The organism is Asanoa siamensis (genome assembly GCF_016862555.1).
GTDB lineage: Bacteria > Actinomycetota > Actinomycetes > Mycobacteriales > Micromonosporaceae > Asanoa > Asanoa siamensis.
In genome coordinates, this window is the sequence record NZ_BONE01000014.1 from 108,191 (window position 1) to 131,904 (window position 23,714).

Consider the following 23,714-nt stretch of genomic DNA (forward strand, 5'->3'; position numbering starts at 1 on the left):
GTGCCTCCCTCCCTGCGGGCATCGCTGTCCACCGTAGAGGGAGACCCCGCCCGGGCACGACGGACGCTGTGTGCGCTTCGCCCTAACGGGTCAGCAGGTCACGCAGTGCTTTGACGATCTCCGCCGGCGCCTCCTCGGCCATGAAATGCCCGGCCGTCGTGGTCCGGTGCACCAGGTCCGGCGCCCAGGCCCGCCACAGGCCCGCCGCGTCGTAACCGAGCGCCGCACCCCAGTCCTGCTGCACCACGGTCACCGGCATCGAGAGCCGCCGCCCCGCCTCCCGGTCGGCCCGGTCGTGCTCGACGTCGATGCCCGCGGACGCCCGGTAGTCCGCCACGATCGACGGCACCGCGGCGCGGGAGGCGTCCAGATACGCCGCGCGTACGCCCGCGGGAATCGCCTTGTCGTCACCCGCCCACCCGTCGAGGAACGAGCCGAAGAACTCGTCGGCGCTCGCGGCGATCATGCGTTCCGGCAGGCCCGGCGGCTGCGCCATCAGGTAGAGGTGGAACGCGACCGCGGCTTGGGCGCCGTGCAGCACGTCCCACATGTCCAGGGTCGGCAGCACGTCGAGGGACGCCAGGTGGGTGACCGCGTCGGGGTGGTCGAGGCCGGCACGGAAGGCGACCAGCGCGCCCCGGTCGTGCCCGGCCAGGGCGAACCGTTCGTGCCCGAGCGCGCGGGCCAGGGCGACGACGTCGGCGGCCATGGTCCGCTTCGAGTACGTGTCGGGATCGGTGGCCGCGGGCTTGTCGCTGTCGCCGTACCCCCGCAGGTCGGGGCAGATCACCGTGTGATCGGCGGCCAGGTCGGCGGCGACGTGCCGCCACATCAGGTGGGTCTGCGGGAAGCCGTGCAGCAGCACGATCGGGCGGCCGTTGCCGCCCACCGCGACGTGCAGCGCGACACCGTCGTCGACGGTCACGCGGCGCTCGGTGAAGCCGGGAATCATCTGTGGTTTCCTTCCGTTGGTCGGTCCTCACCAGCGTGCCGATGGCGGATGAGCGCTGGATGAGCGCGCTAGGTTGACCTGCGTGGCGGTGGAGATCGGCGTGCTGGGCCCGGTGGTGGCCTGGGATGCCGGTGGTGCACCGGTCGACCTGCGCGGCCCACGACACCGCGCGGTGCTGGCCCGCCTGGTCGCGGCCGGCGGGCGGGTGGTCCCGGTCGACACGCTGGTCGACGACCTGTGGCAGGCGCCACCGGCGGGCGCGGTGAGCGCGCTGCGTACGTTCGTGGCCGCGCTGCGCCGCGCGCTGGAGCCCGACCGCCCGCCCCGCACGCCCGCGCGGGTCCTGGTCACCGAGGGCCCGGGCTACGCGCTGCGGCTCCCTCGGGAAGCGGTCGACGCGTGGCGTTTCGAGGTCGCGGTGGCGGCCGGCGCGGATGTGACGGAGGCGCTGCGCTGGTGGCGCGGCCCGGCGTACGCGGGCCTGGACGAGCCGTGGGCGGCCGCCGAACGGGCCCGCCTGGAGGAACTGCGCCTGCACGCGGTCGAGTTGCGGGCGACGGAACTGATCGCCGCGGGCCGCGCGGCGGACGCGGTAGCGGACCTGGACGCCCACGTGACCGCCCACCCGTGGCGGGAAACGGCCTGGCGCCTGCTCGCGGAGGCGTTGTGGCGTGCGGACCGCCAGGCGGACGCGCTCGCGGTGCTGCGCCGGGCCGGCGACCTGCTCCGGGACCAGCTCGGCCTGGACCCGGGCCCGGCGCTGCGCCAGTTGGAGGCGGAGATCCTCCGCGCACCGGAGGAGGAGCTCTTCGCCTCGGCGGCGGCGGCGTACGAGCGCACGGTCGCCGCCGGCACCCCGGCCCGCCTGGAGTCGACGGTCGACCTGCTCCGCGGCCTGGCGGTCGGCGGCGGCCTGGCGGCGGCCCGCGACCAACGCCTGGCCACGATCGAGGCGGCGGAACGCCTAGGCGACCCGGAGCTCACGGCCAGGGTGATCGGCGCGTACGACGTACCCGCGATCTGGCCCCGGTCCGACGATCCTGCCTTGGCGTCCCGGGTGATGGTGGCGGCCGACCGGGCCCTGGCGGGTCTGCCGTCGACCTCGCCGCCCGCGGTCCGGGCCCGGCTGCTGGCCACGATCGCGGTGGAGTCGCGCGGTGTGGCCAACCCCCGCGCCCACGCGGCGGCACGGGAAGCGGAGGCGATCGCCCGCGGCCTGGGGGATTTCGGCTTGCTGGCGTTCGCGTTGAACGGCCGCTACATGCAAACCTTCGGCCGTACGGGGTTGTCCCCGGAGCGAGACGTGATCGGCGCGGAGCTGATCGACGTGTCGGCCCGCCACGGCTTGGCGTCCTTCGAGATCCTCGGCCATCTGGTGCGGTTGCAGTCGCGCTCGGCGGTCGGCGACTTCGCCGCGGCTGATGTCCACGCGGACGCCGCGGACCGTCTGGGGCAGCGCCATGGCCGTCCGCTGGTGGGGATCTTCACCGCCTGGTACGCGGCGCTCCGCCTGGCGGCCTCGGGGGCGCCCGCCGAGCCGGCCTTCCACACCGCTGCTGCCGTTCTGCACGGCGCCGGCATGCCCGGCGTCGAGGCCGGGCTGCTCCCGCTGGCTCTGCTCTGCTTGCGGGTGTGGCGGGACGAGCCGCTCGAGGTCCCCGTTGACACGGACTGGGGCCCGTATGCGCCGTGGGTCCGGCCCTTGCTGGCCGACGACGCGGGCGAAGCGTTGCGCCAGATCTCGGACCCGCCACCGGACCTGCTCCAGGAGGCGCTCTGGTGCCTGCTCGGCCGAGCCGCCCTCCGCGCCGGCGACCAATCCTGGATCACCCGCGCCCGCACCGCCCTGACACCAGCAACCAACGAACTGGCCGGCGCCGCGAGCGGAATGCTCACCGCGGGCCCGGTAGCCGACCACCTGGCGGCACTCGCCTGAGCTAGAACACGGCGGGCGCTGGATCTGGCGGACGGGCTAGCCAGTCCGCCCGGACATGGGTCGGCCCCCTGTCGACAGGGCCCCAGTGCCCCGCGAAGGGCAGTGCGTCGGCCGGGAACGGCCTGGCGGCGAATGGGTTGTCGAATCGCGTGATCCGATGCGGATATGGACCTGCTGGCCACGAATTCTGCAGGGCGAATACTGCCGAGAGCCCGGGTCGCCTACCGAGAGCACCGCCTCGCGCCCACGGCCCGAAGAGGCCGTCCTCGTTGCGCGTCGACTCGCCGGTGGCCACGACCACCGCCGAGCTCCCGATGAGCGCGTCGAAGACGTCGTCCAGATCGCACAGGCTGTCCCACAGGCCAACCACGATGCGAAAGGCCTGCCATGCAGGTCATACTTCTCCGCCTTGCCACCCATCACTCGTCTAAGGCGCTGCGCCCCGTTGAGCAACCCGCCAATCGCCGGCCCGCCTATGGCGATCCGGTCATCCGCCTGCGGTACCCAGCCGTCCCGCACCGGAATGAAATGGAAGTCGATCTCGGCGGCCGGCCGGGAGAAGACCTTCTCCGGCACGCCGAGGTAGCCCGAGGGCAGCGCCCGCGGGTCGGCGCGCAGGTCGTCCAGAGTGGACGCAACCCAGGCGAGCAGGTCCTCAAGGTCGGCGTCATCCCACCGCCGAACCTCGAAGTCGATCGAGTGCGCTCTGGGCGGGATCCGGTCGTTGAGCGCGTCTTCGATCCGACCGTGGCGTAGCCTCTCGGTCTCCCACTCGCCGCGCAGCATCAGTGACGCCACCTCAACCGTGCCGACGAGCGCGCCGTCATCGCCGTAGAGGCTGAAGTCCGGCCGCGTGCCAGCGGTCCCCTCCTCGTGTACGACCCGGTAAATGCGCACGAGGAGGTCATGGACCAGCAGCTCGTCGAGCGCACCGTACAGGTCGGAATCGCTGCGGCTGCGCAGGCGGCGTCGGAGCCGGCGCCCGATGTCCGGGAAGCGAGAGTACATCTCATTCACGATCCGGCGCGCGTCTACTGCCTGCGGCCGCGTGGAAGTGAAGAACCAGTTGACGCGCGGCTCGGTCGTCCGCAGCGGGGGCAACCGGGGGTTCCTGGGCTCCTCGAACACTTGTCGGACCATGGCGGAAGGCTAGTAGACAGGCGAGGCCGCGACCACCGGACAAGCCGGCGCGACACGCTAACGACACGCCACGGCACGATGGCCACCACGGCGACTAGCTGGGACGCCTCAGCCACCGCCCGCATCGCCAGCCAGGACCAGCCACGCCCCCTAGGGACGGCAAGGACTCAGCTCGATCACCTGATGACCCGGAGGTCGCAGGTTCAAATCCTGTCCCCGCTAAATGAGAACGCCCTTCAGATGACCATCTGAGGGGCCGTTTCGTTGCAGATTCCTGCCACCGGTAGATCCGCGGTGCCACGCCCACGCGGCCCCTGTCGCGCCTCGCGGCGTGTCGCGTCCGGCGCGCGGCGGTGATCTCCGTGGCGTCCTGATCGAGCCGTCTACGCTCTCGCCCATGCCCCTGTCCGGCCGTGCCCAGCGACGCTCTCGCCTGCCGCTCGCGCCCAGGTTGGTCATCGTCGGCGTGGTCGCGTCGACCGGCTTTCTCCTGGCCGGTCTGTTCGCCGACCTGGGGCCGCCACCACCGTCCGGCGAGCTGGTCACGGGCACCGTGGTCGCTGTCGAGCCCGGCAACAGCGGCCGAGCTTCCTCGGCGCTGTTGCGAATCGACACCATAGACGGACCGGCTTTCTGCGGCATCGACCGGACGGCGTTTCCGGAGGAGCGCGTCCCGGCAACGGAGACGCGGATGACCCTCGACTACACACGTACCGGCTGCGCTCCAGCCCCGGTGTCGCAGGAGCTGCCCCGTTGGCTGCTGCTCTTGATCGGCGGTGGAGGGCTGCTCCTGATGGCGGCCTACCTGTGGTCGGTGGGGCCGATCACCCTGAGCCGGTTCACGGCGGCATGGACGCGCGGCTACTTCGGACGCCGCCGCTGATCATTTCAGGAGCGTCGCTCGCGGGCTGGCCTGACAACGAAGATTCACCTCGCGGTCGACGGTCACGGCCAGCCTCTGTCGGTGTTGCTCGCGTTGCTGGACGCGTCTGGTTCCATGAGGGCAGCCCGGGCCGGTCCCGGAAATAGCCGGGACATGCTGATCGCGTACAAGGCCACGCCCATGACCCCACCCGGGCCGGCCTGCGACGGCCGGACATCGACCCCCCGATCCCGGAACGCGCCGACCAGGTCGCCCGCCAGGCCGCCAAAGGTAGCCAGGGCAGACGACCACCCGATCGCTCTACCACTCATCACCACTACTCATCGGCGCTCTGATCTGGCTTCGACGATCGGCAGGACACACCCTAAGCCGGGTCCGCGTAGACGATGACGTTGTCCCTGTAGTGGCGGGACGTGTGGTCGAACGTGCCGCCGCAGGTGATGAGGCGTAGTGATGGGCGCAGGGTTGGGGCGTAGACCTCGTCCGTCGGGAAGGACGTCTTCGCCACCCGCTGCTGGCCCGCCACCCGGAAGGCCACCCCCGTCCCGTCGGAGAGGTCGATCGTCACGAGCGTGCCCGGGCGCAGCGTCGGCAGGGCGTAGAAGACCGCCGGCCCCGTACGTGAGTCCACGTGCCCCAGGATCACCGCCGGGCCTGGCTGGCCAGGGCGTGGGCCCTCGGCAAACCAACCCGCCTCCGCCGGGTCCGTCGGGACCTCGACCGTGCCGTCCGGGTTGCGGCCCAGCGACCCCAGCGCCGTGTCGATCCCGGCCGCCGGAATGCGGAGGCGGACCGGTGCCGCGACCGCCGCATAGCTGCGTGCCGACCGGAACGAGTCGACCGCCAGCGGACCGGGCGGCGCCGCCGGCACCGGCTCCGCGCGAGGCGCGCTGGCCGTCAGCGTGCTCCCGCCCACCAGCAGCGCCGCCAGCACGGCGACCGCCCGCCACAGGAGGTCAGCGCGGCCCATGGTGCCCGGCCGTGCCGCCGTAACCGGTCTGCGAACCACCCGCCGGCGCGCGGTCGCCGAGTGTGCCGCTGAACGCCAAAGCCAGGTCGCCGGCCACCTCGCCCATGTGGTGGTAGGTCGAGTACGCGCTGTCGTGCGCCTGCTCGTACTGCTTCCCCGCGTAGGCGTCGATCTGGGCCATCAGCATCTGGTCGTGGGTCAGCAGCGTGCCCGCGAGCGCCGTCGCCGGGAGGCGGCCGGCCGTGGCCGTGCTGAGGAACGCGGCGAACTCCCGCTCGAATGCCTTGAGCCGGTTGACCGCCGCCTCGCGACGGCCGGCGTCGCCCGCCGCCACACCACCCGTGTACGCCATCAACTGGTCGACGTGGTCCGCCCAGAGCGACTGGAAACCCTGCGCCGCCGCCGCCCCGAACAGCGTGTCGATCGCGCCCGCCAAGTCGCGGGTGTTGGCGTTGACGGCCTCGCCCGCGGCCGCGAAGTCCGGCGCGTTCGTGACGCCCGCGCGGGTGGCCGCGACCGCCAGCACGACGTGCTCGCCCAGCAGCCGGGCCAGCTGGGACCGCAACCGCCACCCCGGCTCCCGCAACGCCTCGGCGCCCGCCGGCCCGAGCAGGGCGGCGGCGATCGTCTCGCCGAGCGCGAACGTGTGCGCGTACCCCTCGCGGTAGAGCTGGTCTGCCCGCGCGTAGTCGCGGGCCGCGTACGCGTCGGCCTGTCGCATCAGGTGGTCGACGTGCAGGTAGGCCGCCGCCCGGGCCGCTTCCCGGCTCAGCCGACCGCGCGAGCCGGTGGCCAGGAAGCCGGCCAGATCACCCTCGAAAGTGGACAGCGCGGCGCGGGCCGCGTCCCGGGCGCCCGGGTCCTCGACCCCGCTCGAATAGTTGGACAGCGCCGTGACGTGGGCGCTCCACAACAGACGGAACTCCTCGGCCCATTGGTCACCGAGCACGGCGCCGACGAGGTCGCGCATCGCGTCGGTGTTGCGGGCGACCGCACCCTCCGCCGCCCGGGCCAGGTCCTCGTCGCCGCGGATCCGGCTGCGCATCAGGTCGGCGGCCAGCACCGAGTGATAGGCGAGGTTCGTCTGCAGGGCGAGCGCCGCGTCAGCAGGCGCCGGCGCGGCCAGCGGCAGGTGACCGACGCGGTCCAGCGCCGACGAACCGGCGACCAGGCCGGTCAGCACGACGACGAAGACAGCCAGCGCGCGCCGGGTGCGACTATCGGTCATGGGTGACCCGTCCCCTCACCCGCCCGGCGGACGGAAGCTCTGCGTGATGACGGCCAGATTGGCCAGGTTGGCCTGCCACGCGTCGCGCGGCGTCCGCCACTGGATCACGAACGTCCGGCCGGCCGCGGTGACGACCCGGTCGCGCCCGCGCATCGGACCGCCCGCGCCGTCGAACAGGTAGTCGCCGCCCGCCACCCCGCGGTATCCGGGCAGCCCGGTTGCTCCTGAAGCTGGCCCGGCCGTCGCCAGTCCCGCCAGCCGCCTGCTCGGAGATCAGCCCGACCTCGCGGCACCGGATGCTGTCGCGTGGCGCGATTGGGCGGGCAGCGGAAGCGGAGTGGAGGCGTTGGTCCGGCAGAACGAGCGAGACTTACCCGACCGCCACCCATCGCGCCCGTCCACGGTGGCCCAACTCACCCTCGCCGAGTCATGTATCGAGCAGTCCGGACCGGTCGTTGCCTCCGCACAGCTGGCCGAAGCGCTCGCCCCCCATACACACGAGAACGGCCCCCCAGGGAATCCCTGAGGGGCCGTTCTGCTTTGTAGCGGGGACAGGATTTGAACCTGCGACCTCTGGGTTATGAGCCCAGCGAGCTACCGAGCTGCTCCACCCCGCGTCGGCTCGTTAACACTAGCGCACCCTGTGGTTCACCGCCAAAACGGGGGCCGGCGTGCCGCCAGCCCCCGTTTGTGGCTCAGCCTTGCGGCGTCGGCGGTGGGGCCGAGGCCGGGGCCGTCGGTGTCGGGGTCGGCGTCGTCGTCGCCGGGCGGTTCGTGGCCGTGCGTTGCGCCGCCTGGAACGCGTCCGTCGCCGTTTTCAGGTCCGTCAGCGCCTTGCCGTACCTGTCGAAGTCGCCCGACGCCTGGGCCGCCTCCACCTCCGTGATGGCGTCCGAGACCCGCTGGGCCGCGAGCGCGAGCTCCGGTGACATCGCCGGTGGGGGCTGGTCGCCCGCCGCCGGCGGTGGGTTCGGTTGCGTCGGCTGCGCCGGTGGCTGGCCCGCCGCCTGGCGTTGGGCGTCGCCCTTCGCCACGAGCTCCTTGATGCCCTGCTGCAACGACGATGCCAGCACCGCGTTGGAGCCGTCGCCGTAGGACAGCAGGACCCGCTGCAGCAGCGGGTACGCGTTCTGCTGGTTGGACTTCACGTACACCGGCTCGACGTACAGCATGCCGTTGTCGAATGGCAGTGACAGTAGGTTGCCGTACTGCACCTCGGCCTTGCCGTCGGCCGCGAGCACCGACAGCTGGCCACGTACGTCCGTCGCGTTGGTCATCTGTTGATGGACCTGCACCGGGCCTGAGACCACGCTCTGGTCCGGCAGCTCGAGCGCCTCCAGCTTGGGTTGGCCGTCGACGTAGGAGGCCGAGATGATCGCGGCCAGGTTCTGCCGGCCGCGTGGCGTGACCGCCGACGTGAGCTGGAACCGTGGCTCGGCCTGGCCGGGCATCTGGGTCATCAGGTAGTAGGGCGGCTGCTTCTGCCCACCGTCCGGGTCGTCCGGCGCGTTGGGCACCTCCCAGTAGTCCTGCCCCGAGAAGAACTCGTTCGGCTCGCTCACGTGGTAGCGGGCCAGCAGGTCACGCTGCACCTTGAAGAGGTCGGCCGGGTAGCGCAGGTGTGCGCTCAACTCGGCTGGGATCTCCGCCTTCGGGGTGATCAGGTTGCCGCCGAACGCCTTGTTCCAGGCCTTGAGCACCGGGTCCTGGTCGTCCCACTGGTAGAGCTTCACGGTGCCGTCGTACGCGTCGACCGTGGCCTTCACCGAGTTGCGGATGTAGTTGATCTCTTCGCGGACCTGCGCCACCGTGCCCTGGCCGGTCAGCTCGTCGCTGGTCACCGACTGCAGGTTGACCCGCTCCGAGTTGGGGTAGGTCGACGACGTCGTGTAGCCGTCGACGATCCAGGTCACCCGACCACCCACGACCGCCGGGTACGGGTCGCCGTCGAGCTTCAGGAACGGGGCCACCTTGGCGACCCGGTCGCGCGGGTTCCGCACGTACATCAGCTTCGAGTTGTCGTTGACCGCCTCGGAGAGCAGGAAGTTGGTCTCCTGCATCTTGATCGTGTAGAGCAGCCGGCGGGCGAACGAGCCGATCGGGACACCGCCCGCGCCGTCGTAGGTGTAGTACTGCTCGTTGCTGCCCGTCGGCCGGTCGAACTCGGCGTTGTTGCCCTCGCCCCGCGAGCCGACGACGGCGTAGTCGCCGTCCTCCATCTGCTCGCCGTAGTAGATCCGCGGCTGCGCCGTCTTGATCTCCTCGGTCGGCGACTGGCAGCCGTCACTGCCCTCGTCACCCAGGAAACCGCTGACGAAGTACGGCTGCTCGTTGCAGACCCGGTTCGCCGGCGCGGCGACGACGCCGTACCCGTGCGTGTAGATGGTGTGGCGGTTGAGCCAGTTGCTCTGCTGCGCGGTCAGGCCGCGGTAGTTGATCTCCCGGACGCCGACCACGTAGTCCTGCGTGTTGCCGTTGACCGCGTACCGGTCGATGTCGAGCTTCTCGCCGAAGTTGTAGAAGCCGCGCGCCTGCTGGAGCTGGGTGTAGGTCTCCGAGAGCAGTTGCGGGTCGAGCAGCCGGATGTTGGGCACGATCGAGGTGTCGGTGGCCAGGCTCGCCGGCGGCGCACCGCTGGCGCCGGGATAGGCCCGCATGTCGACGTTCGCGATCCCGAACGCGTCCCTGGTCGCCTCGATGCTGTTCTTGATGTACGGGCGCTCCTTGTCGAGCGTGCTCGGGTTGACCTCGAAGCTCTGCACCGCCGACGGGTAGATGCCGCCGATCGCGACCGCCGAGATGCCCAGCAGCGCGAGCGAGACGCCCGGCCAGACCAGGTTCCGGATGATCGCGTTCGAGAACAGGATGATCGCGATCGCGACCACGATCGAGATGTAGCCGAGGATCTCCTTGGCCGGCAGCAGCGCGTTGACGTCGGCGTAGCCGGCACCGTAGACCTTGGCGCCCTCGTTGTAGGAGAGCAGCAGGGCCCGCCGGTCGAGCACGTACGCGACGGCCTTGAACAGCACGAAGACCGCGACGAGCGTGGTCAGGTGGGCGCGGGCCGCGTTGGTGATGCGGTCGCCGCCGCCCTGCAGCCGCACGCCGCCGAAGATGTAGTGCACCGCCAGCGAGCCGATCACCGCGAGCACCACGGCGGTGAAGCCGACGCCCAGCAGGTAGCGGAAGAACGGGTACTGGAAGACGTAGAACCCGATGTCGATGTTGAAGATCGGGTCGGTCTTGTTGAACGGCTGCGCGTTGCGGAACAGCATCCAGGTTTCCCACCGGCCCTGCGCGGAGAGCCCGGCGAAGAGGCCGACGACCACCGAGACCACGGTGATCCAGATGCCCATCCGCGGCGTCAGCGCCACCCGGTAGCGGTCCAGGGTCTGCTGTTCCGAGGAGTGCGGACGCAGCAGCGGGCGCAGCCGGTACGCGAGGTAGAGGTTGCCGCCGATCACCACGGCCATCGCGGCGCCGACCGCCAGGAACAGCAGGAGGCGGGTGGTCAGCACGGTGCTGAACACCTCGGTGTATTTGACCTCGTCGAACCACAGCCAGTCGGTCCAGGCGTTGACGCCCCAACCGAGCAGGGTGAACAACACGAAGACGCCGACCAGCACGCCGACCGTCACGCGGCCACGGCGGCTCATTCTCGGCAGGGGACTGCTACGCATGACCACAGTTGGCTCCGCAACGCTTGGTTAGCTCAGGGGGCGGTGTTCAGACTACGGGGGGTCAGCACATGGGGGCGGTGCCGCCGCTCTTCAGCGCGTTGAGCGCGTTGAGCGCCTCGTCGAGCGTGCCCACCTTGTACATCGGCAGGCCGTCGACCGCGTTGTTCTTCGCTTCTTCGCAGTTGTCGGCGGGCACCAGGAAGGCGACCGCGCCGGCGTCCTTGGCGCCGACCAGCTTCTGGGGGATGCCGCCGATCGGACCCACGTTGCCCTGGTCGTCGATCGTGCCCGTACCCGCGATGATCTTGCCGCTGGTGAGGTCGTCGGCGCCCAGCTTGTCGATGATGCCCAGCGTGAACATCAGGCCGGCGCTCGGCCCGCCGATGTCCTCGAGGTCGAACTTGAGGTCGAACGGGTGCGGCTGCTTCTGCTCGATCTCGACGCCGATCCGCGGCTGCCCGTTGACGGCCTTCGTGGTGATCGCCGCCTGCGCGGGCTGCCCACCCCGGGTGTAGCCGACGGTGAACGTGGTCCCGGCCGGCTTGGCCCGCACGGCGTCGGTCAGGTCGGGCGCGGCCTTGACCGGCTTCCCGTCGACCGAGGTGATCACGTCACCGGCCTTGAGCGTGCTGGCGGCCGCCCCGTCGGCGGTCACCTTGCTCACCGTGACCTGGATCGGGTAGCCGAGCTCGGTCAGCGCCGCGGTCTCGGCGCTGGTCTGCGACGCCTGGAAGTCCTCGGCGTTCTGCTGCTCGACCTGCTGCTCGGTCTGGTCGGGCGGATAGATCAACTCGCGCGGCACGACGGCCTCGTCGTCGGAGAACCAGCCGGCGATCGCGGGCAGCAGCTTCGTCTCCGGCGCCACCTTGACCGTGGTCAGTCGCAACTGCCCCGCGGAGTTGAAGGTCTGCGTGCCGGAGATCTGGATGACCTCTTTGTCGGCCTCTTTGCCCAGGGTGTTGACGGTGGGGCCGGGACTGAGCACGACGTACGGAACCGGGGCGGAGAGCACCCCGAAGCTCAGCAGCACCGTGATCACGGCGCCGAGCAGAACCGTCACGCCTCGACTTTTCATGGCGGGAACTGTACCGAGTGTCCCTGAATGGCGTTCCCGGAGTTCTCCCTGGGCTTAAGCATGCGGTACGGCCGGTCGCGCCCGACGCGCGTACCGTTGACATGTGCCTGATATTCCGTTTGGCTTCGCGCTCCCGGGCGGCCAGCCGCCGGACCCCAACGACCCGCAGCAGATGCAGCAGTTCATGGCTCAGCTGCAGCAACTGCTCGCGGCGCCGGGCTCGGGCCCGGTCAACTGGGACCTGGCGCGCCAGGTAGCCGCCGCACAGCTTTCCCAGGCCGGCGACCCCGCTGTGTCTCCTTATGAGCGGAACGCCGTCGAGGAGGCGCTCCGCCTCGCTGATCTCTGGCTCGAGCAGGCGGTAGCCCTGCCCTCGGGCGTGAAGGCCGCGGTCGCCTGGAACCGCAACGAGTGGATCTACCGGACGCTCGACGTCTGGCAGAAGCTCTGCAACCCGGTCGCGGGCCGCATGGTCAACGCGATGGGCGACCTGGTGCCACCGGAGGCCCGCGCCCAACTCGGCCCGATGCAGTCGATGGTCACCACGCTGGGCGGCGCGCTGTTCGGCGGCCAGCTAGGCCAGGCTTTGGGTTCGCTGGCCGCGGAGGTGCTCTCCGCGGGCGACATCGGCCTGCCCCTGGGCCCGGCCGGCACGGGCGCTCTCATCCCCGCCAACATCCGCGAGTTCGCCTCGGGCCTGGAACTGGCCGAGGACGAGGTGCGGCTGTATGTCGCGCTGCGCGAGGCGGCCCACCAGCGGCTCTTCGAGCACGTGCCGTGGCTGCGCGGCCACGTCCTCAACACGGTGGAGACCTACGCCAACGGCATCACGGTCAACCGGGAGGCGATCGAGGAGGCCATGGGCCGCATCGACCCGACCAACCCGGAGTCGATGCAGGAGATGGCGCTGGAGGGCATCTTCACGCCCGAGGACACACCGGCGCAGAAGGCGTCGCTGGCCCGGCTGGAGACGACGCTGGCGCTGGTCGAGGGCTGGGTCGGCCACGTGGTCGACATGGCGGTCGGCGACCGCCTGCCCAACGTGGTGCGGTTGGCCGAGGCGTTCCGCCGCCGCCGCGCGGCCGGTGGTCCCGCGGAGCAGACGTTCGCGGCGCTGGTGGGGCTGGAGTTGCGCCCGCGCCGCCTGCGCGAGGCGGCCGCGCTGTGGACGGCGGTCACGGAGCACCGCGGGGTCCAGGGCCGCGACGGCCTCTGGGACCACCCGGACCTCCTGCCGTCCGGGGAAGACTTCGCGGACCCGGAGGCCTTCGCCAGGTCCCAGTTCGACAACGGCGGCCTAGGCGACTTCGACGACCTGGGCGACATCGACTTCGGCGACGACGGTCCGCAGGAGAATCCGCCCAAGGGCGATTCACAGGACAAATAACCCATAATTTGCTCGGGTCCGCACTGGTGCGGACCGTTCCTCCCGCGAGGGACCGCTCCGCTCGCCAGGCCCGCGCCGCCTAGCCCGCGCGCAGGCGTGGCGAGCGGCTGCGTTCAGCGGGCCGTGGCGAATCGGCCCGGGTAGGCCGCTGCTTGCGGTGACCGCCGAGGGTCCGGTTATGGGGCCCTTCGATCTTGTGCGGGTGGCGGTTCGTCGCGGGGCGCGTTCCACGTGTGAGGCGGCAATTCGGGTCGGGTCCGACGGCGGCGCCCTCGTGGGCTCGGGCCTGGTTGCGGTCGGTTCGGGGCCGCGCAACGACGCGGCTGCGAGGGGTTCGCGGCGGTCGGGTCAGGGGCTCGGCCCCAGCGACGGGCACGCACAGGGTCGACTCGCCGCGCCAAAGGTCGAACAGCGCGCGACCGCTACCCGAGACCGACGCTCCGAGCGCGCCCAACGACGGACTCTCTCGTCGTCGATTTCAGCTCGAACGGGCCGCCTCGGCCCCGGAACTGATTACGGAGCGAACCCAACGACGCACCCCCGTCACCGACGACCCCAGCTGACGACCCGCGACGCCGCCCGAGCCGTGCAGCGCACCCACCGACGCACACCCGCCATCCACCGCAGCTGAACGACCCACGACGCCGCCCGAGCCGCGCGGCGCACCCAACGGCGGACCGTTGCCTTGCGAAGCTTGTCGTCGTGGGCCGGGCCGCTGACCAGCGAACACCCTAGGGGCGGGTCCCCGCAGATCGGGCGGGGACCGGGGCAAAGCCCCGGAAACAAGGGCACAGCACCCTACGACCCGGGATCAACCCGGGCGTCGCGACCCCGAGCTCCCCGCCACGTCGCGACCCCGAACACCCCGCCGCCATCGCGACCCCGAACACCCCGCTGCCAGGACCCCGAAACAACCCGGCGCCATTACGCCCGCCGGCAAAGGCGAGCGTCAGCCGACCGGAGCGAACCCCGGCAGCCACTTCTCCAGGATCGCCCGATAGGGAGCCTTGGCCTCCAGCTGGCAGAGCACCCCGATCGACCCCAACGTCACCCGATGGATCAACAGATAGGACGGCGGCAGGTTGAGCTGCCGGCTCAACTGGAACGCGGGCGACTTCGGGCTCGCCAACCGTGCCGCCTCGGACCGTAGCCAAGCCCGAGTGAAGCGGAACTCCTCGTGCGCCAGCGGGTCCAGCATCGGCAGCAGGAACTCGAGCACCGCCTCCGCGTCGATCTCCTGGTCGGGCTTCAGGAAGCCCTCCGCCCGTAGGCCCTCGACCACCGCGTCCGCCTCGTGGGCCAAGGCCAGGCGGGTCAGCCTGCCCACCGGCTCCGGGAGGCCCTGCGGCAGGCGGGCCACCGCGCCGAAGTCGACCACCCCTAGGCGGCCGTCGGGCATCAGGCGGAAGTTGCCCGGGTGCGGGTCGGCGTGCAGGAGGCGGGCCCGCCCGGGCGCCGAGAAGTGCAGGGTCGCCATCCGGGCGCCGGCGAGATCGCGTTCCTCCTCCGAGCCCCCAGAAATGATCTTCGAGAGGGGCTTGCCCTCGATCCATTCGGTGACGAGCACCCGGGGCGACGCGGCGACGACCTTGGGGATCAGGATCTCGTCGTCGCCCGCGTAGGCCGTCGCGAACGCCTTCTGTGCCCTGGCCTCGAGTTCGTAGTCGAGCTCCTCGCTGATCCGCTCGCGCATCTCGGCGAGCAGCGGCTTGATGTCGAGGCCCGGCTGGATCGCCTTGAACATCGCGCCGAGGCGGGAGATCTGCCGCAGGTCCGACAGGAGCGCCTCGCCGGCGCCCGGATATTGGATCTTGACCGCGACCGGTCGGCCCGTCTTGCCGCGGCTCTTCCAGACGGCGCGGTGGACCTGGCCGATGCTGGCGGCGGCCGCCGGCGTGTCGTCGAACTCCAGGAAGCGGGCGCGCCACTCCGGACCGAGCTGATCGGCGAGTACGGCGTGCAGGCTGGCCGCGGGCAGCGGCGGCGCCGCCTCCTGCAGCTTGGTCAGCGCCTGCCGGTAGGGGCCCGCCATCTCCTCGGGCAGCGCCGCCTCGAAGACGGACAGCGCCTGCCCGAACTTCATCGCACCGCCCTTGAGCTGGCCCAGCACGCTGAACACCTGGTCGGCCGTGCGCTGCTGCAGCTCCGCGGAGATCGCATCGGACGCCATGCCCGTCATCCGCTTGCCGAAGCCCAGCATCGACCGCCCGGCGAAGCCGAGCGGCAGCGAAGCGAGCTTGGCGGCGCGGGTGACGGCCTGGCGCGGGATGTCGCTCACCAGATCATTGTGACCGACGGTTCACGACGACCCAAGATCATAGTTCTTCGCGTGCACAGCGTCTCCACAGAATCCACACCTCCGGACGGGGGACCGTTGGCCACGGGAGCCTGAACGTCGCCACGGAGTAACAGAATGTCACCGTCACCTGCTGTCCGTCGAGTCGTTGTCCACAGGTGGCGGGCCATGTACACGGGGTTATCCACAGCTTCCGGCGAGTTATCCACAACCGGGCGGTCATTCGACCGTCCGGTCGTCATGACACTGCGTGTTTGTCCGAAAACGCGGGAGGGGGCGGCCGGTGACGGCCGCCCCCTCCCGCGATCGGCGCGGATCAGACCTTCGCCTTGCCGAGGATCCGGTTGACGGTGGTGCCACAGACAGGGCACTTGCCCTTGGCCATGTTCATACCGGTCTTCGAAACCTCGACGGTGCCGGTGAAGTCGCGCTTCTCCTTGCACTTGACGCAGTACCCGTTGTAGGTCTGGGCCTTGTCGGCCACGATGCCCTCCTAGTTCTTGTTCGCCGGTTTTGCCCCGGCGAATGCCCGGGCGCGGCACCGAGGCGCCGCTGTCGGGGCTTTCTCCACGGTCACACGTGCGACCGCCGGTCCGCGGACCCTACCCACATGCGGGCGGTTCCATGTCAGGAACCCGATCATCACCAGCGACGGGGCCGAACTGGTAGTGCGATGCGACACCTGACGGGGACGAGTGTGCATGTCGGACTCGGCCGGAATAGTCAGATTCGCTCGGGACACGCCGACCAAAGCGCTCCTGCGAGCGGGATCACGCCGAATACGGCACATCCGGGCGCGGCATCCCTTAGCGTGTGCCGTAAGGTCCCTCGAGGCGCAGCGGGCCCACCGTCACCTGCGTACCCGCGAAATTTTTTCCGGACGTCCTGGGACCAACCATCATTTTCCCGGCGTGACCGTGTGTGTTGGCCCTTGCGGCAGCATGGCACCTACCGGTTAGCGTGCCTTCGTGAACGGAACCCGGGGCTCCGGGGTGCGGTAGTGGCCGCCACGCGGAAGCCGGTCGTCGAGGTACGGCGCTCACAGCGCCGGCGCCGGACGGTGTCCGCGTATCGCGACGGTGAGCGCGTGGTCGTGCTCATACCCGACCAGTTCTCGCGGGCCGAAGAAACCGAGTGGGTCGACAAGATGCTCGCCCGCCTGGCCGCCCGTGAGCAGCGTCTCAGCCGCAGCGACGCCGAGTTGCAGGCGCGCTCGCAGCGCCTGATCGGTCAGTACCTGGCTGAGTACGCCCGCACGGCCCAACCGGCGAGTGTCCGGTGGGTGACCAACCAGAATGGCCGTTGGGGCTCGTGTACGCCCGCTGACAGGTCGATCCGCATCTCCCACCGCATCCAGGAGATGCCCGACTGGGTGATTGACTACGTGCTCCTCCACGAGCTCGCCCACCTCGTCGTCCCCAGCCACAACGCCCGCTTCTGGGCTCTCGTGGGCCGCTACGACAAGACCGAACGCGCCCGGGGTTATCTCGAGGGCGTCGCCGCCAGCACCGGCCTGGTCCTCGCGGACTGACCGCGGCCGACAGCCACGCGGTCACCGCCAGACCCACCGGCCTAACCTTGGCTGCATGACCCGCCGCGTGATCGCCGTCCTGCTGACCCCGGTGACCTGGTCCCCACCCGGCATCGAGGTCGGCAAGTGGCGCCACGCCTTGGCCGAGGACGTCGTCGACCTGCTCGCGACCCTGAACGAGGTCGACCCGGCGATCGCCGCGACCCCGGCGGACCTGCCGCTGGCGGAGGCGGTGGCTTGGCCCTCGATGCAGATCTACGAGGTACGCACGACGACGGTCAACGCCACGCTGGCAGCGGCGGCCGCCGACGGCTACGACCAGGCGGCCGTGATCGCCGCGGACGCGCCAGACCTGCCGGGGCTCATCCTGGGCAAGCTGTTCCGCCCGTTGACCACCAAGACGCTGGCCGTGGCGCCGGCCGAGGGCCCGGGCCTGCTGGGGGTGGCGTCGCGCCTGCCCGCGCCCGACTGGCTGCCCGAGATCGACCTCGACGCGGACGTGGCCGCGACCAGCATCCGGCCGCACTCCCCGAACCCGGCCGAGGTGGCGACGGCGCCCGCCTGGCGCCGCCTGCGCGGTCCGTCCGACCTGGCGACACTCGACCAGGCGGTGGAGGGCTGGGAAGCGACCCGCGCCCTGCTCAGCGGCGGTTCCTACCCGGCCTGACGCCGCCCACGACGGAGGCGGGAGCGGCCCCGCCGGGTTCGACGGGCACCGCCGGGTTTTCGGCCGGCTGCCCAACCGACCTGCCGGCATAGCGAGCGGCCCGCCCCCCGAAGGGAGCGGGCCGCGTGATGGAAAGCGATGTGATCTACCAGCCGCCCATCTGGCGCGCCGACTCGCGGCGGGCCTGCATGGCGATGTTGCGGGCGGATCGGTTGGCCTCAGAGCGCGTCTTCCTGCCGGTCTGAGGCAGTCGCATTCGCGCTCGGGACAACGCTTCTTGGATGAGATTCATCTCCGTGGCTCCGTTCACACTGGTCATGGCGGGGTTCTTCGCAGTTCTCTCGGTAGTGGTGGTGGGGGTTACGCGGACCGTCGGCATGTCAGGCCGCCAGTCGGACCGCGACGCGCGGCTGGTCGGCAAGCCCATCGGCTGCCAGCCGCGCCTCGACCTCGACTCGCAGGACGGCGTCGCGGGCGACGTCCTCCTTGCGCGGACGGCCACGGGGCCGCTTGCGGGGGACGACCGCGCCGCGCTCGAAGATCTCGCCGCCCCAGACGCCCCAGGGCTCGGCACGCTCGACCGCGCCCGCGAGGCACTCGACGCGCAGCGGGCAGTCCCCGCAGAGCGACTTGGCCACTTCGAGCTCGGTAGGTGCGTCCGCGAACCACAGGTCCGGGTCGAACTTCCGACAGGGCAGTTCCGCGTCCAACCCGACGCTGTGCGCGTCCAGGTTGGCCAAGGCCAGGCTCATCGCCCGGTCACCTCTCTCTCGCGTTCGGTCTCATGGACCGGTCTTCAAAAACGGGTGGTGCAAAAAACTGAGGCCGCGGATCCCGGGTTACGGGTTCCGCGGCCTCGAAGTGAGCCGGAGGTCTAAGTCTGTTAGACCGGCCTACTTCGAGGTGGAACGCCGCGGACATCCATGCCGCCCTTGACCTGAATGCCCTTGACCGTGGACCCATTGGTCCCCTTGAACGCGACGGCAGTCGGCACCAGGAGCAGCTCGGCCTGAGCCTGGGCCCGATATTCCGGCGCGATCGGAGCCTGGGCGTGCGCGTGCAGGCGCGAAGCCTCCACGGCGCACGGGGCAGCGGTCGGCGACCACGGTCGGGTCGTGTAGATGCTTGCCACCGGGGCCACCTCCTTCTGCTGACTCGTCATGCGAACGGATATCTCTGCCTGACCAGGCTTGAGCAGGGCTCTCACCTGGTGTGCTCTGAGGCTATGCCTCCCCCTCTCGGGAGGGCAAACGGTTTTACGGGTCATTCGCAGAAGTTTTTTCTGGCTCAAGATCATCAACCGTCGCACCCGCCACGAGAGCCAGCGCCGCGTCGCCGTAAAGACCCAGCTTCCGGGGCCCGATGCCGGCGATGGCGATCAGGTCGGAACGCTGCGCCGGCTTGCGCTCGGCGATCGCCACGAGCGTCGCGTCAGTGAAGATCACGTAGGCCGGAACGCGCTGACCTGCGGAAACACGCGCCCGCCACGCAATCAGTCGATCCAGCAGCTCGGAGTCCAAATCGGACGGACAGGTCCCGCACCGGCCCAGCTTGCGGTCGGCGCCACCCAGCAGCGTGGCCCCGCAGACCCGACAGGAGACGATCCGCGGCGGCCGGCTGTCAGGTTTGCGACTCAGTTTCGACAGGCCGGCCCCGGCGCCGGAAGGACCCCCGGACCGCCCGTCGAACTGCGGCAGGAACCGGCACGCCCGCCGCGGCCGCCCGCCCGGCGACCGCGAGATCGAGTAGGAGAGCCAGAGCCACTCCCGCGCCCGGGTCACCCCGACGTAGAGCAGCCGCCGCTCCTCCTCGACCTGCTCGGGCGTCTTGGCGTAGGTCGTCGGCAGCGTGCCGTCGGAGAGCCCGACCACGAAGACCGCGTCCCACTCGAGCCCCTTGGCCGAGTGCAGCGACGCCAGCGTGACGCCCTCGACGGTCGGCGCGTGCTGCGCCGCGGCCCGCCGCGCGAGCTCGTCGACGAAGTCACCCAGCGAGGCCGGGCGCGACGATACGGCGCCCTCGCCGATCGGCAACAGCACCGGCGCGGCCGCGAAGTCCGACGCCAGCTGCACCAGTGCGGCCAGCGCCTCCCACCGCTCCCGCGCCGCGCCACCCGGCGGCCGCTGCTCGGGCGCCCAACCGACGGCCTCCAACGCCGCCGCGACCGACCGCACCAACGGCTCGTCGGACGAGACGGACCGGGTGGCCGCCCGCAGCGCCACCAGCGCCTGCCGGATCTCGGCCCGCTCGAAGAACCGCTCGGCCCCCTGCACGACGTAGGGCACCTCGGCCTCGGTCAGCGCCTTCTCGTAGGCCTCCGACTGCGCGTTGGTCCGGAACAGCACCGCGATCTCCCGGGCCGGCGTGCCGGCCGAGATCAGCGCCCGGCAGCGCGCCGCCACGGCCGCGGCCTCCCCCGGCTCGTCCTGGAAGATCCGCAGCTCGGGCTCGGCACCGGACGGGCGCTGCCCGACGAGCTCCAGCCGCAGCCGGGCCTCGGAGCCCCGGGCCTGCCGGATCACCGCGTTGGCCAACCCGACCACCTGCGGCGTCGACCGGTAGTCACGCACGAGCCGCACCACCACCGCCGACCGCCGCAACCGCGGGAAGTCGATCAGATAGGCCGACGTCGCGCCCGTGAACGAGTAGATCGTCTGCGACGCGTCACCGACCACGGTCAGGTCGTCGCGCCCACCCAGCCACGCGTCGAGCAGGCGCTGCTGCAACGGGTTGACGTCCTGATATTCGTCGACGACGAAATGCCGGTATTGCGCCCGCACCTGCTCGGCGACGTCGGAGTGCTCCTCGATCCCCCACACCGCCGCGCGCAGCAGGTCTTCGAAGTCGATCACCCCGTTGCCCCGCTTGAGCTGCTCGTACGCGGCGAACACCTCGGCCACCTTGGCCGCCTCGAACGGCGTCTCCCGGGTGGCCTTGGCGGCCGCGACCGCGTATTCGCCCGGCTCGACCAGCGACGACTTCGCCCACTCGATCTCGCCGGCCAGGTCACGGGCCCCGGTGCGGTCGGTGCGCACGCCCACCCGCGCCGCCGCCAGCCCGACCAGCCGCGCCTTGCTCTCGATCAGCTCCGGCAACTCCCGGCCGGCCAGCAACCGCGGCGCGAAGTAGCGGACCTGCCGCAGCGCCGCCGCGTGGAACGTGCGCGCCTGCACGCCGGACGCGCCGAGCGCCGCGAGCCGGGCCCGCATCTCGGCCGCCGCCCGCGCCGTGAAGGTGACGGCCAGAACGTGCCGCCCCGCCGTCTCACCACGCAACGTGCGGTAAGCGATGCGGTGCGTGATCGCTCGCGTCTTGCCCGTGCCGGCACCGGCCAGAATGCACACCGGCCCGGCCGGCGCGATCACCGCGGTGCGCTGCTCGGGGTCGAGGCCCGCGAGGACCTGCTCCGCCGGAGAGTCAACCGCCACAGTCAGGAATCATGACAGCCAGGTCTGACGTTCTCCGAAACGGAGACCCCCAACTCCCCCCGGAGGAACCCTCGATGCTGACCATGTACTCCACCTCGTGGTGCGGTTACTGCCACCGCCTCAGGTCCCAACTCGACCGCGAAGGCATCGCCTACGAGGTGATCGACATCGAGCGCGATCCCGCCTCGGCCGACTACGTCATGAGCGTCAACGGCGGCAACCAGACCGTGCCGACCATGCGCTTCGACGACGGCACCGCCATGACCAACCCGTCGATCACGCAGGTCAAGCAGCATCTGGCGGCGCTCGAAACCGCCTGACCCACGGCAAAAGGTCAAGACCAGGAAGATTTGCGCACGTCCGTCGGGCGTACGACCGCTCGCTCCCGCGCGCAAAAGGCAGGGGCCACGAACCGGCCCCTGCCTAGCCGGGTCCGCGGCACACAACCGAGACCCGAGGATCAACCCGCCCAGGTCGTGATCAGGTAGTGCGCGATCGACACTTCCATGGGCAGCGTCATCACCGCCGGTTCTTCCGGCGTGCCCAGATCGACCGTCTGGCCGCTCAGCAGCGCGTGGATCTCGCGGCGGGTGAACCACCGCGCCTCGGTGATCTCCGCCGGATCGACCTTGATCGGCTGCGTCGCGTCCGCGACCGCCGAGTACCCCAGCATCAGCGACCCCGGGAACGGCCACGCCTGGCTCGCGACGTAGTCGACGCGGTCGAGCGTGATGCCGACCTCCTCGAACACCTCACGGGTCACCGCCGCCTCGGCGGACTCCCCCGGCTCGACATAGCCGGCCAGGCACGAGAAGCGCCGGAAGCCCGCCTTCTTCGGCCACGTCGCGTTGTTGCCGAGCAGGCAGCGCCCCTCCGGCCCGGCGACCCCGTCGTTGACGAGCACGATCATCGCCGGGTCGGTGCGCGGCCACGTCTGGTTGCCGGCGGCGTCGACCCGGGACCAGCCCGCGTCGCCCACCGTCGTCGGCTGCCCGGTCTGCGGCGAGTACGCACTGCGCGAGTGCCAGTTGAGCAGCGCCAGCGCCGTCGTCAACAGACCGGCGTCCCGGTCGTCCAACCGGTGCCCGACGTCGCGCAGGTTCGCCGGCCGCGTGCCCGCCACCGTGGGCAGCGCACCGTCGACCGCGAACACCGCCACCCCGTCGGGCTCGACACCCAGGAAGACGGCCGACGCGAGGTCGACCCCGGCGGTGTTGGAGAGCACCAGCGACAGCACCGCGCCCACCGCGGCGTCGGCGGCGTCACCGGTCACCACGTCGCGGAACAGCGCGGTCCCCGCGGTCGAGTCGACCCGCAGCAGCCGCGCGGACGGCCACGCGGCCTCGAGCCAGTGCGGGTCCGACCGCCGGTGCCCCGCCCGGTCGAGCGTGGCCCGGGCGAGGGGCGGTACGGCCGTCATTCCAGCTCCACCTCGCGCAGCGTGGCCACCGGCGCCTCGATCTGCTCGGCGTCGCCGAGGATCACGGTCACCGCGCCGGACGGCGCGAGGTATTTCGCCGCCGCGGCGGTCACGTCGTCGCGGGTCGCGGCCCGCAACTGCTCGGTGTAGGACGTGAGGAAGTCCAGCCGCAGCCCGGCCCCCGCGTACGTGCTGGCCAGGCTGGCCAGCCCGCCCTGGGTCGAGATGCCCAGCATCAGCGTGCCCAGCACGTAGTTGCGGGCCTGTTCGAGCTCGTCCTCGCCCGGCGGCACCGTGGCCAGCCGGCCCAGCTCGTAGAGCGTCTCCAGCAGCGCCGGCCCGGTCACCTCGGTGGCCACCTCGGCCGAGAGCTGCACCACGGACCCGGCGGCGGCGTGCTCGACCGTCGAGTGTGGCCCGTACGTGTAGCCCTTGTCCTCGCGGATGTTCTCGACCCAGCGGGACGAGAAGTAACCGCCGAAGATCAGGTTGGCGAGCTGCAGCGCGGCGTGGTCGGGGTGCGTGCGCGGCACGGCCGGCAGCGCCATCCGCAGCGACGACTGCACGGAGCCGGGCCGGTCGACGATCAACACGGGACCGGGCGACGGGGCGGGCGCCGCCGGCAGCGTGACGTCCTTGCCACCGCCGTTCCACGAGCCGAGCACCGCCTCCGCGGTGTCCAGCGCCCGCTTCGGCTGGAAGTCGCCGACCAGCACCAGCGTCGCGTCGGACGGGTGCACCCGCTCGGCGTGCAGGGCCCGCAGCTGCGCCGGCCGGACCGCGCGCACCTGCTCGGGCTCCGGCGTCTGCACCGCGTACGGGTGCCGCCCGTAGAGCCGCTGCAGCAGCGCCTCGCGGGCCAGGTGCGCGGGCTGGCTCTTGGCGACCTGGATGTGGTCGACCAGCCGGTCCCGCTCGGTGCCGACCTCGTCGGTCGGGTAGGCCGCGCCGTCGAGGACCGAGCCCATGACCTCCAGGATCCGGGTGAGCCCGGCGGCCAGGCCGTTGCCGCTGATCATCAGCCGGTCGGGGTCGACCGAGGCGGACAACCCGCCGCCGACCGACTGGAGCTCGGCGGCGATCTCCACGGTGGACATGTCGGCGGTGCCGGAGAACAGCGT

At 71.2% G+C, this 23,714-nt stretch carries 20 protein-coding genes, 1 tRNA gene and 1 pseudogene; 7 read left to right on the plus strand and 15 right to left on the minus strand.

The genetic code is table 11. The features are described from left to right. Window positions 1-82: 82 nt before the first annotated feature. On the minus strand, window positions 83-952 hold the full coding sequence (locus tag Asi02nite_RS11760) for an alpha/beta fold hydrolase (RefSeq protein ID WP_203712466.1): 870 nt from the start codon (window positions 950-952) through the stop codon (window positions 83-85). A gap of 82 nt (window positions 953-1,034) precedes the next feature. Between Asi02nite_RS11760 and Asi02nite_RS11765 the strand changes: the two genes are divergently transcribed. After that, window positions 1,035-2,888, plus strand: a complete 1,854-nt coding sequence (locus tag Asi02nite_RS11765; protein WP_203712468.1) for an AfsR/SARP family transcriptional regulator — start codon at window positions 1,035-1,037, stop codon at window positions 2,886-2,888. A 36-nt stretch (window positions 2,889-2,924) separates the two neighbouring features. On the opposite strand, the gene Asi02nite_RS11770 is transcribed toward Asi02nite_RS11765, so the two are convergent. Beyond that, window positions 2,925-4,016, minus strand: a complete 1,092-nt coding sequence (locus Asi02nite_RS11770; protein ID WP_203712470.1) for a hypothetical protein — start codon at window positions 4,014-4,016, stop codon at window positions 2,925-2,927. A 409-nt stretch (window positions 4,017-4,425) separates the two neighbouring features. Here Asi02nite_RS11770 and Asi02nite_RS11775 point away from each other — a divergent pair, with 409 nt between their 5' ends. Together Asi02nite_RS11775 and Asi02nite_RS41520 are read left to right on the plus strand one after the other, a co-directional pair. Then, window positions 4,426-4,911, plus strand: a complete 486-nt coding sequence (locus Asi02nite_RS11775; protein WP_203712472.1) for a hypothetical protein — start codon at window positions 4,426-4,428, stop codon at window positions 4,909-4,911. A gap of 15 nt (window positions 4,912-4,926) precedes the next feature. Beyond that, window positions 4,927-5,216, plus strand: a pseudogene (locus Asi02nite_RS41520) (IS5/IS1182 family transposase); the annotation flags it as partial. 59 nt (window positions 5,217-5,275) lie between these two features. On the opposite strand, the gene Asi02nite_RS11780 reads toward Asi02nite_RS41520, so the two are convergent. The 6 genes from Asi02nite_RS11780 to Asi02nite_RS11805 form a co-directional block, all read right to left on the minus strand. After that, window positions 5,276-5,881 carry a class F sortase gene (locus Asi02nite_RS11780; protein WP_203712474.1) on the minus strand — a complete coding sequence of 202 codons (606 nt, stop codon included), beginning with the start codon at window positions 5,879-5,881 and terminating at the stop codon, window positions 5,276-5,278. Then, a complete protein-coding gene (locus Asi02nite_RS11785; protein WP_239126655.1) occupies window positions 5,868-7,109 on the minus strand; it encodes a hypothetical protein in 1,242 nt (413 codons plus the stop codon). The genes Asi02nite_RS11780 and Asi02nite_RS11785 overlap by 14 nt, the downstream gene beginning before the upstream one ends. Before the next feature lie 15 nt (window positions 7,110-7,124). Further along, complete coding sequence (locus Asi02nite_RS11790; RefSeq protein ID WP_203712476.1) at window positions 7,125-7,304, minus strand: hypothetical protein; 180 nt, start codon at window positions 7,302-7,304, stop codon at window positions 7,125-7,127. Window positions 7,305-7,652: 348 nt separating this feature from the next. Beyond that, a tRNA-Met gene (locus Asi02nite_RS11795) sits at window positions 7,653-7,726 on the minus strand. Window positions 7,727-7,804: 78 nt separating this feature from the next. Then, entirely contained in the window at window positions 7,805-10,789 is a 2,985-nt protein-coding gene (locus Asi02nite_RS11800; protein ID WP_203712478.1) for a UPF0182 family membrane protein, read from the minus strand. A gap of 61 nt (window positions 10,790-10,850) precedes the next feature. Then, window positions 10,851-11,864, minus strand: coding sequence for a YlbL family protein (locus Asi02nite_RS11805; protein ID WP_203712479.1), 1,014 nt, complete (start codon window positions 11,862-11,864; stop codon window positions 10,851-10,853). 172 nt (window positions 11,865-12,036) lie between these two features. Between Asi02nite_RS11805 and Asi02nite_RS11810 the strand changes: the two genes are divergently transcribed. Continuing rightward, window positions 12,037-13,251, plus strand: coding sequence for a zinc-dependent metalloprotease (locus Asi02nite_RS11810; RefSeq protein ID WP_505605485.1), 1,215 nt, complete (start codon window positions 12,037-12,039; stop codon window positions 13,249-13,251). Window positions 13,252-14,200: 949 nt separating this feature from the next. Here Asi02nite_RS11810 and Asi02nite_RS11815 read toward each other — a convergent pair. Both Asi02nite_RS11815 and Asi02nite_RS11820 read right to left on the minus strand, forming a co-directional pair. Then, window positions 14,201-15,529 carry an ABC1 kinase family protein gene (locus Asi02nite_RS11815; protein WP_203712481.1) on the minus strand — a complete coding sequence of 443 codons (1,329 nt, stop codon included), beginning with the start codon at window positions 15,527-15,529 and terminating at the stop codon, window positions 14,201-14,203. Between the two features lie 334 nt (window positions 15,530-15,863). Beyond that, window positions 15,864-16,031, minus strand: a complete 168-nt coding sequence (locus Asi02nite_RS11820; protein WP_170215861.1) for a DUF5679 domain-containing protein — start codon at window positions 16,029-16,031, stop codon at window positions 15,864-15,866. A gap of 516 nt (window positions 16,032-16,547) precedes the next feature. Here Asi02nite_RS11820 and Asi02nite_RS11825 point away from each other — a divergent pair. Further along, on the plus strand, window positions 16,548-17,078 hold the full coding sequence (locus tag Asi02nite_RS11825) for a M48 metallopeptidase family protein (RefSeq protein ID WP_203712482.1): 531 nt from the start codon (window positions 16,548-16,550) through the stop codon (window positions 17,076-17,078). Between the two features lie 55 nt (window positions 17,079-17,133). After that, window positions 17,134-17,745, plus strand: coding sequence for a hypothetical protein (locus Asi02nite_RS11830; RefSeq protein ID WP_203712483.1), 612 nt, complete (start codon window positions 17,134-17,136; stop codon window positions 17,743-17,745). Between the two features lie 380 nt (window positions 17,746-18,125). Here the strand turns inward: Asi02nite_RS11830 and Asi02nite_RS11835 are convergent, their stop codons facing one another. From Asi02nite_RS11835 to Asi02nite_RS11845, 3 genes are all read right to left on the minus strand, one after another. Continuing rightward, window positions 18,126-18,497, minus strand: coding sequence for a WhiB family transcriptional regulator (locus Asi02nite_RS11835; protein WP_203712484.1), 372 nt, complete (start codon window positions 18,495-18,497; stop codon window positions 18,126-18,128). A gap of 131 nt (window positions 18,498-18,628) precedes the next feature. After that, window positions 18,629-18,877: a hypothetical protein gene (locus Asi02nite_RS11840; protein ID WP_203712485.1), complete on the minus strand. Its 249-nt coding sequence runs from the start codon at window positions 18,875-18,877 to the stop codon at window positions 18,629-18,631. A 124-nt stretch (window positions 18,878-19,001) separates the two neighbouring features. Continuing rightward, complete coding sequence (locus Asi02nite_RS11845) at window positions 19,002-21,173, minus strand: ATP-dependent DNA helicase UvrD2 (RefSeq protein ID WP_203712486.1); 2,172 nt, start codon at window positions 21,171-21,173, stop codon at window positions 19,002-19,004. A gap of 74 nt (window positions 21,174-21,247) precedes the next feature. Between Asi02nite_RS11845 and Asi02nite_RS11850 the strand changes: the two genes are divergently transcribed. Continuing rightward, the gene (locus Asi02nite_RS11850) at window positions 21,248-21,493 is read left to right on the plus strand and encodes a mycoredoxin (protein WP_203712488.1); all 246 of its coding nucleotides are present in this window, start codon (window positions 21,248-21,250) and stop codon (window positions 21,491-21,493) included. Window positions 21,494-21,633: 140 nt separating this feature from the next. On the opposite strand, the gene nudC is transcribed toward Asi02nite_RS11850, so the two are convergent. Together nudC and Asi02nite_RS11860 are read right to left on the minus strand one after the other, a co-directional pair. Continuing rightward, entirely contained in the window at window positions 21,634-22,593 is a 960-nt protein-coding gene (nudC, locus tag Asi02nite_RS11855) for an NAD(+) diphosphatase (RefSeq protein ID WP_203712490.1), read from the minus strand. Continuing rightward, window positions 22,590-23,714, minus strand: a 1,125-nt coding sequence (locus Asi02nite_RS11860) for a M16 family metallopeptidase (RefSeq protein ID WP_203712491.1), incomplete at its 5' end; no start/stop codon positions are given. The genes Asi02nite_RS11860 and nudC, both read right to left, overlap by 4 nt.